The organism is Kribbella yunnanensis (assembly GCF_039529655.1).
In the GTDB taxonomy this organism is placed as follows: Bacteria; Actinomycetota; Actinomycetes; order Propionibacteriales; family Kribbellaceae; genus Kribbella; species Kribbella yunnanensis.
The window spans coordinates 252,811-267,411 of the sequence record NZ_BAAANF010000002.1; the positions used below are offsets into that span (position 1 = coordinate 252,811).

The window sequence follows — 14,601 nt, forward strand, 5'->3', positions numbered from 1 at the left end:
CTTTGTGCACCCACCAACCATTTTCGCGAGCTCGAAGTGGTTGGTGGGTTCCCAAAGATGAGGTTGGTGCACAAAGAGCGGCGGGGGTGTTGGGGAATGGGGGGCTGCTCTTTGGGGATGGGGGCGCGTTAGTCTGGCGAGCATGATCGTCGGCGTGGGGATTGATGTGGTCGACGTGGCGCGGTTCATGAAGACGTTGGAGCGGACGCCGGGGTTGCGGGATCGGGTGTTCACGGAGTTGGAGGCGGTCAAGCCGCCGGCTTCGTTGGCGGCTCGGTTTGCGGCGAAGGAGGCTTTGGCCAAGGCGTTGGGGGCACCGGCGGGGATGCATTGGCACGATGCCGAGGTGCAGACCGATGAGACCGGGCGGCCGTGGTTGGAGATCACGGGGACGGTGGCTGCGCAGGCTGCGCGGCTTGGGGTGCAGAGCATGCATCTGTCGTTGAGTCACGATGCCGGGATCGCTTCCGCTGTGGTTGTTCTGGAGGGCTGAGCATGCGTCGTGCGCACACCGTCGAGCAGGTCCGCACCGCCGAGGCCGAGCTGATGGCCAAGCTGCCGGAAGGCACGCTGATGCAGCGCGCGGCCGGCGGCCTCGCCGTTGCTATTGGCAACTTCCTGGGTCGCACGTACGGCGCTCGCGTCGTGCTGCTGATCGGTTCCGGCGACAACGGCGGTGACGCCCTGTACGCCGGTGCTCGCCTCGCCCGGCGTGGTGCGCAAGTGATCGCGGTCCTGCTCTCCGACCACGCCCACGCCGAGGGCCTGACCGCCCTGCAAGCAGCCGGCGGCCGAGTCGGCTCAACCGACGACATCCCAGCCGCGGACGTAGTCGTCGACGGCATCGTCGGAATCGGCGGTCGCCCAGGCCTCCGCTCCGAAGCACTCGCGGCCGTCACCCTCGCCGCCGACCACCAGGTCCCGATCGTCGCGGTCGACACCCCGTCCGGCGTAGATGTGGACACAGGCGAAACCCCAGAACCGCACGTCCACGCCGCACTCACAGTCACCTTCGGCACCCACAAGATCTGCCACCTCGTCGACCCAGCCGCCTCCGCCTGCGGCCCCGTCCACCTGATCGACATCGGCCTCGACCTACCGGACGCCCCAGTCCAGTCCCTGCAACCGGATGACGTCCGCGCGCTCTACCCCATCCCAGACACCCACTCCGACAAGTACTCACGCGGTGTGCTCGGACTGATCGCCGGCTCCACGCAGTACCCAGGTGCTGCGGTCATCGCCACCACAGGTGCGCTGGCCGGTCCCCTCGGGATGCTGCGGTACGTCGGCCCCGACGCAGTCGCCAGCGCGGTTCTCGCGGTGCACCCCGAGGTGGTCGTGGGCGAGGGCAGAGTCCAGGCGTGGGCCGTCGGATCCGGGCTGAGCGACGAGACGCTGGACCGGGAACTGTTCGACCGAGTGACCCAACAGCAGGACCTGCCGGTAGTGGTCGACGCCGGCGGGATCACCGCACTAGACGCAGACCGCGCCGGCTACGTGGTGATCACCCCGCACGCAGGTGAGCTCAGCCAGCTCATCGGCGTACCGCGCGAAGAGATCGAGGCACGGCGGCTGCACTACGCCCGAGAGGTCGCCGAGGACCGCCAACTCGTCGTACTGCTCAAGGGCGCGACCACAGTCGTCGCTGCACCAGACGGCTCGGCCTATGTGAACCCGATCGCCACACCATGGCTGGCGACGGCGGGGTCGGGGGACGTGCTCGCCGGACTACTCGGCTCGCTGCTGGCTGGCGGCGTACCGGAGTTCGAGGCGGCAGCGGTGGCGGCGTATCTGCACGCAGCAGCCGGTCAGCTCGCTGCAGCCGATGGACCGATCACCGCGATGAAGGTTGCCGCGGCGCTCCCTGAGGTGACTCGACAGATTTTGCTTTGAGCCGCGGGGTTGTGGGTAGGAATGCACCCACCGCCCGGAGGTGCTCGAATGAAACGTTTCGCCCTGCTGGTTGTTGCACTGCTGATCGCCGGTCCGTTGCCGGCTTCGGCGACCAGGTCCTACGTGGCTGATGCGCAGACCAAGATCCATGTGATGGGCGAGTGGGCGCACCCTGACGACGACACGAGCATCATCGGGCCGTGTGGGGTGTGGCATCAGCGGTACGGCGTCAAGTGCGGCGTGATCATGGTGACTCGGGGTGAGGGCGGCGGGAACGCGGTTGGGACCGAGCTGGGCCCGGACCTCGGGCTAAGGCGTGAGAACGAGGACCGGGTTGCGCACTACCGCTCTGGGACCGTCGACATCTTCAACCTGGATCGGATCGACTTCTTCTACAACCAGAGCGCGCCGCTGACGCAGTACTTCTGGGATGCGGAGGAGACGCTGCGTCGGGTGACTCGAGTGATCCGGCAGACGCAGCCGGAGATCTACATCGGGTTCACTCCGACGCTGGCTGCGGGCCATGGCAACCACCAGCAGGCCGGGCGGCTCATCTGGGAAGGCGTGCTGGCTGCGGCCGACCCGACGCGGTTCCCTGAGCAGTTGCGTGGGCCGAAGGCGCTCAGCACGTGGCAGGTGAAGAAGGTGTTCTCGGGCGGCAGTACAGCGGGGACAGGTGGTACGACGTCCGCCGCGAACTGCACTACCGGCTTCACCCCGAGTGGCTTCGACACGGTGGCCGGCGTGTGGACCGGCTACCCGTCGCCGTACACCTGGCCGGCCGGGAACCTGCAGGGCCAACCAGCCGGCACGGCGAAGATCTGGCAGCAGGTGGCCGACGAGGGGCGGGCGGCGTATCCGACGCAGAGCCGGGTGATGTTCAAAGGGACGTCGGCACCGGCGTGCTCGCGGTTCGCGATGACGCAGTCGTTCGTGCCGTTCCAGCCGAACAGTAGTCCGGCGGCCGGACTGGACGAGGCCATCCTGTTCGGGGCGATGAAGCCCGACCCAGGTGGTCTGCCACTCGGAACCTTGCAGTACTTGACGTTTTCGCGGTTCTACAACGTGGCGGGGGAACCGTTCCAGGCGACTGTGCACCTCCGTGGAAAGCTCGCGCGCGGCAAGGTTGAGCTCACAGTGCCGGCCGGCTGGGTGACCGATGGGCCGAAGGAGGTCAGGTCCGGCTCGCGCGCTGATGTGACCTTCACAGTCACCCCGCCGGCCACTGCGACCGTTGACCAGAACGCACGGATCGCTGCGTACTACAGAACAGCGAAGGCGTCCGGCTACACCGACAACGTCGTACGGATCGTCGCTGCGGCGGAGGGGCGCTTCCAGCGGTGGGGGAACTGGCAGGAGTACGACCAGTGGCTGGAAACCGTTGCACCACAGGCGAATCGCCTTGGGCGGTCCCAGGCGATCCAGTCCATGGGTGTGGGGCAGAGCATCGACGTACCGGTCGTGGTGCACAACTGGTCGGCTCAGCCGCAGACTGGTGCGGTGTCGCTGGAGGTGCCGTCGAACTTCACTCTGGACGCCGCCTCCAAGCCGTACACGTTGCAGCCCGGTGCCGACGCCACTGTGACCTTCAGACTGACCAACACCGACACTGCACTGCCAGCACAGCAGAACGTGTCGATCCCGATCCGAACGGCGTCCGGTAGCGAGACGCTGACGCTAAGCCTGGTTCCAACGACAGACATCCCGCAGGCAGCAGTAGCGGTCGACGGAAAGGCCGCACCGGGTGAGTACCCGGGCCCGACGCTCGACGTGAACCGCATCTGGCAAGGCGCCTCCGGCTGCACCGGTCCGGCCGACTGTGGCAGCACTGCGAAGGTCAGTTGGTCGGACGACGCGCTGTACTTCTTCATCCACGTCAACGACGACTACCAGTCGTACGCCGTCACACCGGCCGAGTGCGTCGGCCACTGGCAGGCGGACTCGGTGGAGATCCTGCTCGACCCACGCGGTACGGCGTCGCAGTCGCTGATGGACACCGCGAACACGTTCAAGCTCGGCATCTTCCCGTTCAGCCAGACAGGTAAGCCCTGCTGGTCCCGTGACGCCGACAACAAGCAGGGTCCCGCACCAGGTGTCGAGGTGGCGTCGACTGCGCAGTGGGTGGGTAGCAACGAGACCACCGTCCCGCATGCCTACGCCGGTGGTGGCTACGACCTCGAGGTGAAGATCCCGCTCGCGCTACTGCCGGCCGCGGTCGACCCGGCCCGGCTTGGGCTCAACATCACGCCGTACGACAACGACGACACCTCAGCGCCCGGTACGACGACGCTGCGGCACATCGACCAGAGCACTCGGCTCGGCTGGTCCGCACTCGGTTCGGTGCAGTCGGATCCGTACCGCTGGGGTCTGGCGACGCTCCCCGGTTACACCCCACCCGCTGACCGGCCGACCGTCCCCGGTCCGCCCGACATCTCCAGTCCGAACCTCAACGGCGCCCTGTCCCCGCAAACCATCGCCCAGTCCGCACGGAACGGCGTACCGATCTCCGGGCGCGTCCCCAGCACAGACCTGCAGATCCGGTATGCCGGTCTGCGGGGCAACGCCGTGGACATCGTCACCGCGTCTCGTGGCAAGGGGACTGCCCGCGCGTTCCTGACCACCGGCGAGGTCGGGGCGATCCCAGTCTGGACGTCGAGTTGCAGCGGAGACCCCTTCACGCCGTGCGCGGTGACGGATGGTGGCATCCCGCCGTGGGCTCCAGACATGAGTGGTCGCTTGGTGAAGCAGTCCGAGCAGCAGATCACTAGGGGTCTGCAACTGTGGTCGATTCCGCTGACGGCTGCGCAGTGGCAGAAGCTGGCACAGGACGGCCGGCTGCTGATCTCCTACGAGACCGCAGCCGACGAGGTCCAAGCGTTCGACATCAGGCTCAGCGGGCTGCGGTGAAGGTCAGCCCGTTGGTGCCCGCCGAGAGGGTGAGGTTGCCGGCTTCGATCTTGTAGGTCATCGCCCCCTTGAGGCCGTTGACCAGCGACCACTCCAGCTTGCCGTCGTCCCCGGCACAAGCGCGCCGGGTGGTGGCCAGTTCGCCGAAGGTGATGATGTGGCCGGCCCGGGCGACCTTGCCGTTCAGTTCGTTGCAGCCGGTGAAACCGGTCACCCGGTCGCCGTTGAGGGTGATCCAGGCCTTCTCCGCGCCCACCTGGTGGCTGATCGAGTCCGAGTCGATCACGCCGCTGAGAGTCCACTTGGTGCCGTCGATGGCGGCGTCCGGTTCGACGATCTCGCGGTCGGTCAGGGCGATCGTCGTACCGTCGGCCGCGACCGTGAGCGTGTTCCCGGACAGCTTCCATGTCGGGCTGCTCTTCAGCAGGTTGATCAGCCAGAGGTCCAGCTGGTCTCGGCCACCCGGGCAGCCCATCTCGGTCATCGCCGCCGGTTGCTTCAGCGTGATCTTGCCGTCGCCGGTCGACACCGGGGCCTGGATCGTGTTGCAACCGGCGTCGGCGATCAGCCGGCCGTCATCGGTGAAATGCAGCCGCACGCGAGTGTCCGGTGCCGGTGGTTTGCCCTCGCCTTCCTGGGTGATGGAGGTCGACAGATAGGTCTTGCCGGTCAGTGTTCCCCCGGCACTCGACTCGTTCCCGCAGGCGGCGAGTCCGAGCAGGAGGAGTCCGGCTCCGGCGAGGGCAGTCATCCGCATCTTCACACTGTAGGGACGCGGAAGGTGAGCGTGGCGTTGCAGGCTGTCGAACCGTCAAAGGCGCGTAAAGTCAGTGCTACCGCCCGGTTGGGGGTGGCGCATCAGATCACGGTTGGATAACGTCGGCGCGCTGACAGACCACGGCCGGCACCGCCGGTCCCACTGGGGATCCAACCTCACAGGTAGGGCTGATCCGCTGTAAGTGCTGGGGCAACACAGCGCGGCCCGTCGAACAGACGAAGGATCGTTACGCATGCCCCCCACCCGAACTGCCCGACGCCGTCTCGTCGTTCCGGCAGTCTTCCTTGCCCTGAGCGCGCTGGTCGCCGTCCCGATCGCCGTCCAGGCAGCCAAGGAAAACCCCGTCGTGGCGAGTACCACCAACGCCGCGGACAGCACCATCACCACCCTCCCGAGCGTCGGGCGTGTCGAGAGTTGTGTCCTCGACAAGAGCTCCGGCTGCACCGTCCTGCACGGGTTCGGCAAGAAGCCGGTCGCGATCACCGCGATCGCCTCCGGACCCGCGCAACTGTCGATCGACCCCGCGAAGACCACCGCCACGAGTTACCGGCTGCACGCCGTACGACGTGACGGCAAGAACTACCGCGCGGGGACGAAGCTGCGCTACACCGCGCACTACGACTTCGTCACCGCTCCGGCGCAACCGCCGACACCCAAGCCGACCACACCCAAACCGACCGTCGCACCGACGACGAAGCCCCCGACCACTAAGCCGACAACTGCACCGCCGACGAAGCCTCCGACCACCAAGCCGCCGACAACGGCGCCAACGAGTACGCCGCCGACCAGTAACCCCGGTCAGACCTGCACCAAGCCGACGTGGACCACCACGGCGACCGGCAACCAAGGTGAGGGCCGGACCTACGGCCAGTACTACGTGCACAACAACATGTGGAACAACCACAACGGCACGTACACGATGGCGGTCTGCAACTACAACAGCTGGTACGAGGACGTCACCCAGTCGCGGCCGGGAGACAACGGCGTACAGGCGTATCCCAACGTGCACAAGGACTACAACGACTTCCCGCTGGCCAAGATCCAGTCCGCGAAGTTCGCCGCGACCGCGCCGAGCTGCACCGGCTGCATCTACAACGTCGCGTTCGACGTCTGGATCAACGAGGGCTTCGAGAACGAGCTGATGATCTGGACCCAGAACCACGGCCAGACCCCGGCCGGCTCGAAGATCGGTACGACGACGATCGGCGGGCAGGCGTACGAGGTCTGGAAGACCGACGGCGCGAACAAGCCCGGCGGCATCTTCACCTACAAGTCCGTGAACACGCAGACCTCCGGCACGATGCCGCTACAGGCCTTCTTCAAGGACCTCGAGGCCCGCAAGTGGATCCCGGCCAACTCCACCACGTGGCAGGTCGACTACGGCGTCGAGGTCGTCTCCACGAACAACACCAAGCAGCGCTTTACCTTCAACGATTTCTCGATCCAAGAGAGCTGAGGGCCTTGTGATCAGACCGGTTGCGTAGGGTCTCCTGCGTGACCGGTCTGGTGATTTTCGACAATGACGGCGTACTGGTGGACTCGGAGCGGCTGGCCAACACGATCCTGGCCGAGCTGCTGACCGCGGCGGGATTGCCGTACACGTTCGACGAAGCGGTACGGGACTTCATGGGCGGCAGCATGGCGTCCATGCGGCTGAAGGCCGAGGCTCAGTTGGGGCGCGCCTTGCCGGCTGATCTCGAGGATCGGTACCACCAGCGGCTGTTCGACGGGTTCGCGCAGCTGCAGGCGATCGAGGGGGTCGAGGACGTTCTCGACGAGCTCGAGACGACCGGTACGCCGTACTGTCTCGCATCCTCGGGGACTCATCGGCGGATCCGGACGGCGCTGACCGCGGTCGGTTTCCTGGACCGGTTCGCGGGGAGAATCTTCAGTGCCGAGGACGTTGCGCACGGTAAACCCGCGCCCGATCTGTTCCTGCACGCGGCCGCCACCCTGGGCGTGCAACCGGCTGACTGTGTCGTCGTCGAGGACAGCCCACTCGGCGTCGCCGCCGCCAACGCGGCCGGTATGACGGTCTTCGGCTACGCGGGGATGACAGACCCTTCGAAGCTGGCCGACGCGCGTCAAGTTTTCCACAAGATGACATCCCTGCCGGGATTGATCGCCGCGGCCTGAGACACTGGGAGGGCTATGCCTACTCACCAGTCACCCAGTAGCCATCCGCCACGCGAGCGTCCGACGCGCGCCGAGGCGATTGTTGACCTGGCGGCGATTCGGCACAATGTGGCCACGCTGCGTGACCGTGCCGAGGGTGCGCAGCTGATGACGGTGGTCAAGGCGGACGGGTATGGGCACGGCATCGTGCCGGTCGCCCAGGCCGCTCGCGCCGCTGGTGCGGACTGGATCGGTGCGGCCGTTCTGGAGGAGGCGCTCGCGCTGCGGGACGCCGGTGACACCGGACCAATCTTCTGCTGGCTGACTACTCCGGGTGAGCCTTTGGCGGAGGCGATTGCCACCGGCATCGACCTTTCCGCCGGTGCGCCGTGGGAGATCGACGAGCTGGCTGCCGCGGTCGACGACCGCCCGGCCCGGGTGCACCTGAAGATCGACACGGGCATGAGCCGGGGCGGCGCCGTACCGGAGGAGTGGCCGGCGCTGATTCGCGCGGCGCTGCGGGAGCAGGCCGCCGGGCGGATCGAGATCAAGGGCATCTGGTCGCACCTGGCCCAGTCGGACGAGCCGAAGAGCGCGATCAACGAGGCGCAGCTGGCGAGCTTCCTCGAGGCGATCGAGGTGGCCGAGTCGTTCGGCGTCGAGGCCGAGTTCAAGCACCTGGCGAACTCCGGCGCGACGCTGCAGTTGCCCGAGACCCATTTCAACCTCGTTCGGCCCGGCGTCGCGACGTACGGGCTCTCGCCGTTCGGGCATGCGATGTCGGCTAGTGAGCTGGGGTTGCGGCCTGCGATGACGTTGAAGGCACGGCTCGCGATGGTGAAGCGGGTGCCGGCTGGGGTTGGTGTTTCGTACGGGCTGACCTGGACGGCGCCGCGGCCGTCGACGCTTGGACTGATCCCACTCGGGTACGGCGATGGTCTGCCGAGGCACGCGTCGAACGGAGCCCCGGTGCAGTCGGCCGATGGACGGCGGAGTGTGGTTGGGCGGATCTGCATGGACCAGTGCGTGGTGAACCTCGAGGACGACGATGTCGCGGCCGGCGATGAGGTCGTGCTGTTCGGTCCGGGGACTTCCGGGGAACCGACCGTCGACGACTGGGCCGAGGCCGCGCACACGATCAACTACGAGATCGTCACCCGGCTCGGGCCGCGGATCCCGCGGCGCTACATCGACACTGCTGCGGTCGAGGAGTAGGCGATGTCGAAAGCAGGACGGACCGCTGGCCTCATCGGAGCCGCGGTCGGGGTGCTGGCCGCCGGTGCGGCCGCCGGAGTTGCGGTCGAGCGCACGGTCATCGGCCGCCGGTCGGGTCAGCGTGCGCAGTTGGAGGCGGAGCCCTTCGGCTCCCTGCGCGGTACGCCGCATGTCTTCACCGCCGACGACGGCGTCGAGCTGTACGTCGAGATTGACGAACTGAAGCGGTCCCGGCGACCTGCGCCGCCGCCGAAGAAGAGGTTTGGGCGCAAGCTGCCGTTGCCGCCCGAGGATCTGACGGTGATCTTCGCGCACGGGTACGGGCTGAACATGGACCTCTGGCACTTCGAGCGCCGCGATCTCGCCGGGATCGGCAAGATGGTGTTCTACGACCAGCGGTCGCATGGGCGCTCCGGCCGGTCGCCCAAGGAGAACATCAGCATCGACCAGCTCGGGCGCGATCTGCACGGCATCATCTCGGAGTACGCACCGACCGGTCCGGTGATTCTGGTCGGGCATTCGATGGGCGGGATGACGATCATGGCGCTCGCCGACCAGTACCCGGAGCTGTTCGGGGACCGGATCATCGGCGTCGGGCTGTGCTCGACCAGCGCGGGTCAGCTGGACGACGTACCGATCATCCTGCCGGGACTGCCCGGCCGGTGGTTGCGGAAACTCGCGCTCCCGACGGTGTCCGCGCTGGCCCGGGTCCCGGATGCGGTCGAGCGGGGGCGGAAGGCGGGGACGGACATCAGCTATCTGCTGACCCGGCAGTACGCGTTCGGCTCCGAGGTGCCGCCGGCGTTCACCGAGTTCGTGAACGAGATGATCGCGGCGACGCCGATCTCGGTGATCGCGGACTTCTACCCGATCTTCGCGCTGCACGACAAGTACGCCTCCCTCGAGCCGCTCCAGAAGGTCGAGTGCGTGGTGATCGGCGGCGACAAGGACGCGCTGACGCCGTTCGAGCACGCCGAGGAGATCGTCCGCCGGGTGCCTGGGGCGGAACTGGTGGAGGTCCGCAACTGCGGTCACCTGGGCCTGGTCGAGCACCACCGTGAGTTCACCGACGCCCTCCTTGGCATGATCGAGAGAGCCGAACAAAGCCTGGGATGAGCGACCCGAACTCTTTTGAAATGATGTGAGCATGACCGATCTGCATGTCGTTGACGCGACAGCTGAGCACGTGGACGAGATCGTCACGGTGATCCACCACGCCTTTTCCTCGCGCCGGGTCCTCGATCCGCCGTCCACGGCGTTGAGCGAGAACGCGACCACGGTGGCGGCGGCGATCGCGCAGTACGGCGGTCTGCTGGTTCGCATCGATGGTGCGCCGGCGGGGGCGGTGCTGTTCGAGGTCTCGGGTGACGTGCTGGTGTTGCGCCGGGTGTCGGTCGATCCGCGACACCAGGGTCGTGGGGTCGCGTCGGCGATGGTCGGGTGCGCGGAAGAGGTCGCCGTACGGCGTGGGCTCGCGCGGGTGCGGTTGGTTGCGCGCGTGGAGTTGCCGGACACCGTGGAGTTCTGGCGCCGCCGTGGGTATTCGGTCGTCGAGCAGCAGGGGCAGAACCTGATCTACGCCAAGGGGATGCCGGTCGAGCGCACCGTGCCGACGGCCGAGGAGATGCGGGCGATCGCCGAGGAGCTGGCCGGTCAGTTGCGGGCGGGCGACGTACTGGTGCTGTCCGGTGATCTCGGCGCCGGGAAGACGACGTTCACGCAGGGGCTCGGGGCCGGGCTGAAGGTGCGGGGGGACATCACGTCGCCGACTTTCGTGATCTCGCGGGTGCATCCGTCGTTGAGTGGTGGGCCGGCGTTGGTGCACGTGGACGCTTACCGGCTCGGTGGGTTCGCTGAGTTGGACGACCTCGACCTGGACGCTTCGCTCGAGGAGGCGGTGACCGTGGTCGAATGGGGCCACGGGCTCGCCGAAGCGCTCGCCCCGGACCGGCTCGACGTCGTGGTGACCCGCGGCGACGACGACACCGACGAGACCCGCGAACTACGCATCACCCCCGTGGGTCCGCGCTGGGCGGCATCCGGCGTACGGATCTCGGTACTGGAGAAGAACTGACATGCTGCTCGCCTTCGACACCTCAAGCGCCGCCGTCACCGTAGCCGTCGCCGACCCGCTAACCGGCGCGGTTGTCGCGTCGTCGACCACAGTCGACGCCCTCCGCCACGGTGAGCTGTTGGCCCCCGCCATCGCCGCAGCCCTCTCCGAAGCCGGCTGCACCGCCCGCGACCTGACCCGCATCGCGGTAGGCGTAGGCCCCGGCCCCTTCACCGGCCTGCGCGTAGGCCTAGTCACGGCCCGCACCATGGCCGACGTACTGGGCATCGAGGTAGCAGGCGTCTGCAGCCTGGACATCCTCGCCCACCAGTCACCCCTCCAGCTGCCAGTAGCCGTAGCCACCGACGCCCGCCGCAAAGAGATCTACTGGGCCCTCTACGACGGCCCCGCCCCCGACGGCAGCCGCCGCCGCCTCGAAGGCCCCGCCGTAGACAAACCAGCCGCCGCAGCCCACGTCCTAGCCGGCCTCCCAGTAATAGGCCGAGGCGCAGTCCTGTACGGCGACCTCCTGGGCATCCCCGCCGACGCGGTCACCAACAACACCCCACCCACCGGCGCGTCCCCCTCACCACAGTCCGGCGCGGACGGGCGGGGTGCTGCTGACACGAGTGGTGGGTTCGCCAGCCCCACCACCTCGGCCGCCGGGGATGGGCTCGGCGCGGCTCCCTCATCCCCCTCACCGCGGTCCGAGGCGGTAGCTACCTCAGCCGCCGGTGATGGGCTTGCGGCTGCCCCTTCCTCCCCCTCACCACAGTCCGTATCCGAATATCCTTCGGCGGAAGTGCTTGCTCGGGGGGTTGCACTGGGGATTTTGGAGGTTGTTGCTCCGGACCCCCTTTATCTGCGGCGGCCTGATGTGACTTTGTCGGGTGGGCCCAAGAGTGTGTTGACCAAGTGAGACCGGCTATTCGTCCTGCGGTGGTTGATGACTTGGCGGCGATCGCGGAGTTGGACGAGATGTGTTTCGGGCGGGAGGCCTGGAGTGCGGCCGCCTGGGAGCACGAGTTCGAGCGAGTGACCGAGGATCGGGTGGTTCTCGTGGCGGACGAAGGTGCGGTGGTGGGATACGCCGTGCTGCTGGTACCGCCGGTCGAGGAAGACGTGGTGGAGTTGTTGCGGATCGCGGTGGCGCCGGCGGAACGGCGTACCGGGATCGGCGGGCAGTTGATGACGGCCGCGCTCGCGCGGTGCGCCGGGCGGACGGTACTGCTGGAGGTTGCCGCGGGCAACGAGTCGGCGATCGGCCTGTACGGCGGGTTCGGGTTCGATGAGATCAGCCGGCGGCGCGGGTACTACGCCGGCGGCGAAGATGCGGTGATCATGCGGTGGCGGGAGACAGCGTGAGCAAGACAGAACCTCTGATCCTCGGGATCGAGACGTCGTGTGACGAGACCGGGGTCGGCATCGTGCGCGGGCAGACGCTGCTCGCCGACGCGATCGCGTCCAGTGTCGAGGAGCATGCGCGATTCGGCGGCGTCGTACCGGAGGTGGCCAGTCGCGCGCACCTCGAGGCGATGGTCCCGACCATCCGACGCGCCTGCGAAACCGCCGGGATCAAACCCACCGACGTGGACGCGGTCGCCGTGACCAGCGGACCCGGCCTGGCCGGTGCCCTGCTCGTCGGCGTCGCGGCGGCCAAGGGCCTCGCGCTGTCGCTCGACAAACCCTTGTACGGCGTCAATCACCTCGCAGCGCACGTTGCCGTCGACACGCTCGAGCACGGGGATCTGCCGAAGGGTGCGATCGCGATGCTGGTGTCCGGTGGGCACTCGTCGTTGCTCGCGGTCGAGGACATCACCGAGGGCGTGCAGCCGATGGGGAGCACCATCGACGACGCCGCGGGCGAGGCGTTCGACAAGGTGGCGCGCGTGCTCGGGCTGCCGTTCCCCGGCGGTCCGTATATCGACAAAGCGGCTCGCGACGGCGGCGACCGGCTGTACGTGCGGTTCCCGCGCGGGCTCACGTCGCAGCGCGATCTCGAGCGGCACCGGTTCGACTTCTCCTTCTCCGGTTTGAAGACCGCGGTCGCCCGCTGGGTCGAGTCTCGCCGGCGTGACGGCGAGGACGTGCCGGTCAACCACGTCGCCGCCGCGTTCCAGGAGGCGGTCTGCGATGTGCTGACCCGCAAGGCGATCGACGCCTGCAAGGACCGCGGCTACGAACACCTGCTGATCGGCGGTGGTGTCGCCGCGAACTCCCGGCTCCGCCAGATGGCCGAAGAGCGGTGTGCCGCGGCAGGAATCGCCGTACGGGTTCCGCGTCCTGGCCTGTGTACCGACAACGGTGCGATGGTCGCGGCGCTGGGGTCCGAGCTGGTGCGGGCCGGCAAAGCGCCGTCACCGCTGGGCCTGCCGGCCGATTCGTCCATGCCGATCACGGAGGTGCTGAACAAATGAAGTGGTCCCACCCGGACGGTTTCGAGGCCGACGACGACCTCGCCCGCGTGGATGTCGACGTCGTGCACGGCTTCCTCAGTACGGCGTACTGGTCGCCCGGAATCCCGCGGGATGTCGTCGCGCGGTCGATCGAGGGCTCGCTGAATGTCGGCGTGTACACGTCGGCGGGGGAGCTGGTCGCGTTCGCGCGGGCGGTGACCGACCGGGCGTCGTTCGCGTGGATCGCGGATGTGTTCGTGCTGCCGGAGCACCGCGGGCACGGTCTCGGGAAGTTCGTGGTGACGTCGCTGCTCGACCACCCGGACCTCAAGGGCCTGCGGCGGATCATGCTCGCCACGCGGGACGCGCACGAGCTCTACCGTCAGCACGGCTTCAACGAACTCCCCGACCTGACCACGATGATGGTCATCCGCCAGGACCCCGCCTCACTGTACGGCGCTTAGTGAGACAGCCCGGTGTAGATCTGCTTTGGAACCCGCCCGGGGCAACGGATCTGGTCCTGCTCGCCCACGGCGGTTACGAACACTCACACAAGAACCCACACCTCTGGCGAGGGCCCATCCTGCGGATGTGGCCCTTCGCCGCAGCACTCCGCTCCGCCGTCCCATCGGCAGCCGTCGGCCTGATGCGCTACCGCTACCGCGGCTGGAACGACGTCGGCGATCCGGCGACCGACCTCCGCGCCGTACTGGACGAACTACCGCCGGTGATCCAGCGCGTCGTACTGATCGGCCACTCGATGGGCGGCCGTGCAGTAGTCGCCGCCGGCGATCACCCGCGCGTCGCCGGCGTCCTCGGCCTGGCCCCCTGGCTCCCCCCGGAGGATCCGCTGGGGGCTCTGCGGTCGCCGGTGCTGTTTGCCCACGGCAACGAAGACACCGTCACCTCGCCGGCCGAAACCCGCGCCTACGCCAACCGCCTCCGCGCCGCCGGCACTCCAGTCGGCGTACTCCTCCTACCCGGCGAAACCCACGCGATGCTGCACCGCTTCCACGACTGGAACGCCCTGGTCACCACCTTCACCCACCACGCCCTAACCACCGAAGGCGCCATCCCCAACGACGACCAGCAGCTACCCCAAACCACCCCGCCAACAACAACCGCCACCGCCATCCTCCACATCGCCCGATCCCGCCGCTCAATGCCAGTCCAAGAACGCTTCCGCACCGCCGCACGCGACTGAGACCCCATCGCAGACTTCGGGGGAGCGGCGGGACGTTCGT

At 67.8% G+C, this 14,601-nt stretch carries 14 protein-coding genes; 13 read left to right on the plus strand and 1 reads right to left on the minus strand.

Going from position 1 to position 14,601, the window contains the following annotated elements:
* The first annotated feature begins 142 nt into the window (after nt 1–142).
* From ABD231_RS02665 to ABD231_RS02675, 3 genes are read left to right on the plus strand one after another with little or no spacing between them, the layout of a single operon-like run.
* Entirely contained in the window at nt 143–493 is a 351-nt protein-coding gene (locus ABD231_RS02665) for a holo-ACP synthase (RefSeq protein ID WP_344144739.1), read from the plus strand.
* A gap of 2 nt (nt 494–495) precedes the next feature.
* Nucleotides 496–1,893: an NAD(P)H-hydrate dehydratase gene (locus tag ABD231_RS02670; protein ID WP_344144741.1), complete on the plus strand. Its 1,398-nt coding sequence runs from the start codon at nt 496–498 to the stop codon at nt 1,891–1,893.
* A 48-nt stretch (nt 1,894–1,941) separates the two neighbouring features.
* Entirely contained in the window at nt 1,942–4,800 is a 2,859-nt protein-coding gene (locus ABD231_RS02675; protein ID WP_344144743.1) for a sugar-binding protein, read from the plus strand.
* Here ABD231_RS02675 and ABD231_RS02680 read toward each other — a convergent pair.
* On the minus strand, nt 4,784–5,557 hold the full coding sequence (locus tag ABD231_RS02680) for an META domain-containing protein (RefSeq protein WP_344144745.1): 774 nt from the start codon (nt 5,555–5,557) through the stop codon (nt 4,784–4,786). The two genes, ABD231_RS02675 and ABD231_RS02680, sit on opposite strands and share 17 nt — an antisense overlap.
* A 253-nt stretch (nt 5,558–5,810) precedes the next feature.
* Here ABD231_RS02680 and ABD231_RS02685 point away from each other — a divergent pair, with 253 nt between their 5' ends.
* From ABD231_RS02685 to ABD231_RS02730, 10 genes are read left to right on the plus strand one after another with little or no spacing between them, the layout of a single operon-like run.
* Nucleotides 5,811–7,034, plus strand: coding sequence for a GH12 family glycosyl hydrolase domain-containing protein (locus ABD231_RS02685; protein ID WP_344144746.1), 1,224 nt, complete (start codon nt 5,811–5,813; stop codon nt 7,032–7,034).
* A 38-nt stretch (nt 7,035–7,072) separates the two neighbouring features.
* Nucleotides 7,073–7,714, plus strand: a complete 642-nt coding sequence (locus tag ABD231_RS02690; protein WP_344144748.1) for an HAD family hydrolase — start codon at nt 7,073–7,075, stop codon at nt 7,712–7,714.
* Between the two features lie 15 nt (nt 7,715–7,729).
* Nucleotides 7,730–8,908, plus strand: a complete 1,179-nt coding sequence (gene alr, locus ABD231_RS02695) for an alanine racemase (RefSeq protein WP_344144750.1) — start codon at nt 7,730–7,732, stop codon at nt 8,906–8,908.
* A 3-nt stretch (nt 8,909–8,911) separates the two neighbouring features.
* Nucleotides 8,912–10,024 carry an alpha/beta fold hydrolase gene (locus tag ABD231_RS02700; protein ID WP_344144752.1) on the plus strand — a complete coding sequence of 371 codons (1,113 nt, stop codon included), beginning with the start codon at nt 8,912–8,914 and terminating at the stop codon, nt 10,022–10,024.
* 31 nt (nt 10,025–10,055) lie between these two features.
* Entirely contained in the window at nt 10,056–10,982 is a 927-nt protein-coding gene (tsaE, locus tag ABD231_RS02705) for a tRNA (adenosine(37)-N6)-threonylcarbamoyltransferase complex ATPase subunit type 1 TsaE (protein ID WP_344144754.1), read from the plus strand.
* Nucleotide 10,983: 1 nt separating this feature from the next.
* Nucleotides 10,984–11,880: a tRNA (adenosine(37)-N6)-threonylcarbamoyltransferase complex dimerization subunit type 1 TsaB gene (gene tsaB / locus ABD231_RS02710; RefSeq protein ID WP_344144756.1), complete on the plus strand. Its 897-nt coding sequence runs from the start codon at nt 10,984–10,986 to the stop codon at nt 11,878–11,880.
* A gap of 20 nt (nt 11,881–11,900) precedes the next feature.
* Complete coding sequence (locus ABD231_RS02715; protein WP_344144758.1) at nt 11,901–12,326, plus strand: GNAT family N-acetyltransferase; 426 nt, start codon at nt 11,901–11,903, stop codon at nt 12,324–12,326.
* Nucleotides 12,323–13,378 carry a tRNA (adenosine(37)-N6)-threonylcarbamoyltransferase complex transferase subunit TsaD gene (gene tsaD, locus ABD231_RS02720; RefSeq protein WP_344144760.1) on the plus strand — a complete coding sequence of 352 codons (1,056 nt, stop codon included), beginning with the start codon at nt 12,323–12,325 and terminating at the stop codon, nt 13,376–13,378. The genes ABD231_RS02715 and tsaD overlap by 4 nt, the downstream gene beginning before the upstream one ends.
* On the plus strand, nt 13,375–13,821 hold the full coding sequence (locus ABD231_RS02725; RefSeq protein WP_344144762.1) for a GNAT family N-acetyltransferase: 447 nt from the start codon (nt 13,375–13,377) through the stop codon (nt 13,819–13,821). The genes tsaD and ABD231_RS02725 overlap by 4 nt, the downstream gene beginning before the upstream one ends.
* Complete coding sequence (locus tag ABD231_RS02730) at nt 13,821–14,561, plus strand: alpha/beta hydrolase (protein ID WP_344144764.1); 741 nt, start codon at nt 13,821–13,823, stop codon at nt 14,559–14,561. The genes ABD231_RS02725 and ABD231_RS02730 overlap by 1 nt, the downstream gene beginning before the upstream one ends.
* Nucleotides 14,562–14,601: the final 40 nt, after the last annotated feature.

Coding starts and splice junctions, on each gene's coding strand:
- ABD231_RS02665 (WP_344144739.1), top strand. CDS start 143: ATGATCGTCGGCGTGGGGATTGATGTGGTCGACGTGGCGCGGTTCATG.
- ABD231_RS02670 (WP_344144741.1), top strand. CDS start 496: ATGCGTCGTGCGCACACCGTCGAGCAGGTCCGCACCGCCGAGGCCGAG.
- ABD231_RS02675 (WP_344144743.1), top strand. CDS start 1,942: ATGAAACGTTTCGCCCTGCTGGTTGTTGCACTGCTGATCGCCGGTCCG.
- ABD231_RS02680 (WP_344144745.1), bottom strand. CDS start 5,557: ATGCGGATGACTGCCCTCGCCGGAGCCGGACTCCTCCTGCTCGGACTC.
- ABD231_RS02685 (WP_344144746.1), top strand. CDS start 5,811: ATGCCCCCCACCCGAACTGCCCGACGCCGTCTCGTCGTTCCGGCAGTC.
- alr (WP_344144750.1), top strand. CDS start 7,730: ATGCCTACTCACCAGTCACCCAGTAGCCATCCGCCACGCGAGCGTCCG.
- ABD231_RS02700 (WP_344144752.1), top strand. CDS start 8,912: ATGTCGAAAGCAGGACGGACCGCTGGCCTCATCGGAGCCGCGGTCGGG.
- tsaE (WP_344144754.1), top strand. CDS start 10,056: ATGACCGATCTGCATGTCGTTGACGCGACAGCTGAGCACGTGGACGAG.
- tsaB (WP_344144756.1), top strand. CDS start 10,984: ATGCTGCTCGCCTTCGACACCTCAAGCGCCGCCGTCACCGTAGCCGTC.
- ABD231_RS02725 (WP_344144762.1), top strand. CDS start 13,375: ATGAAGTGGTCCCACCCGGACGGTTTCGAGGCCGACGACGACCTCGCC.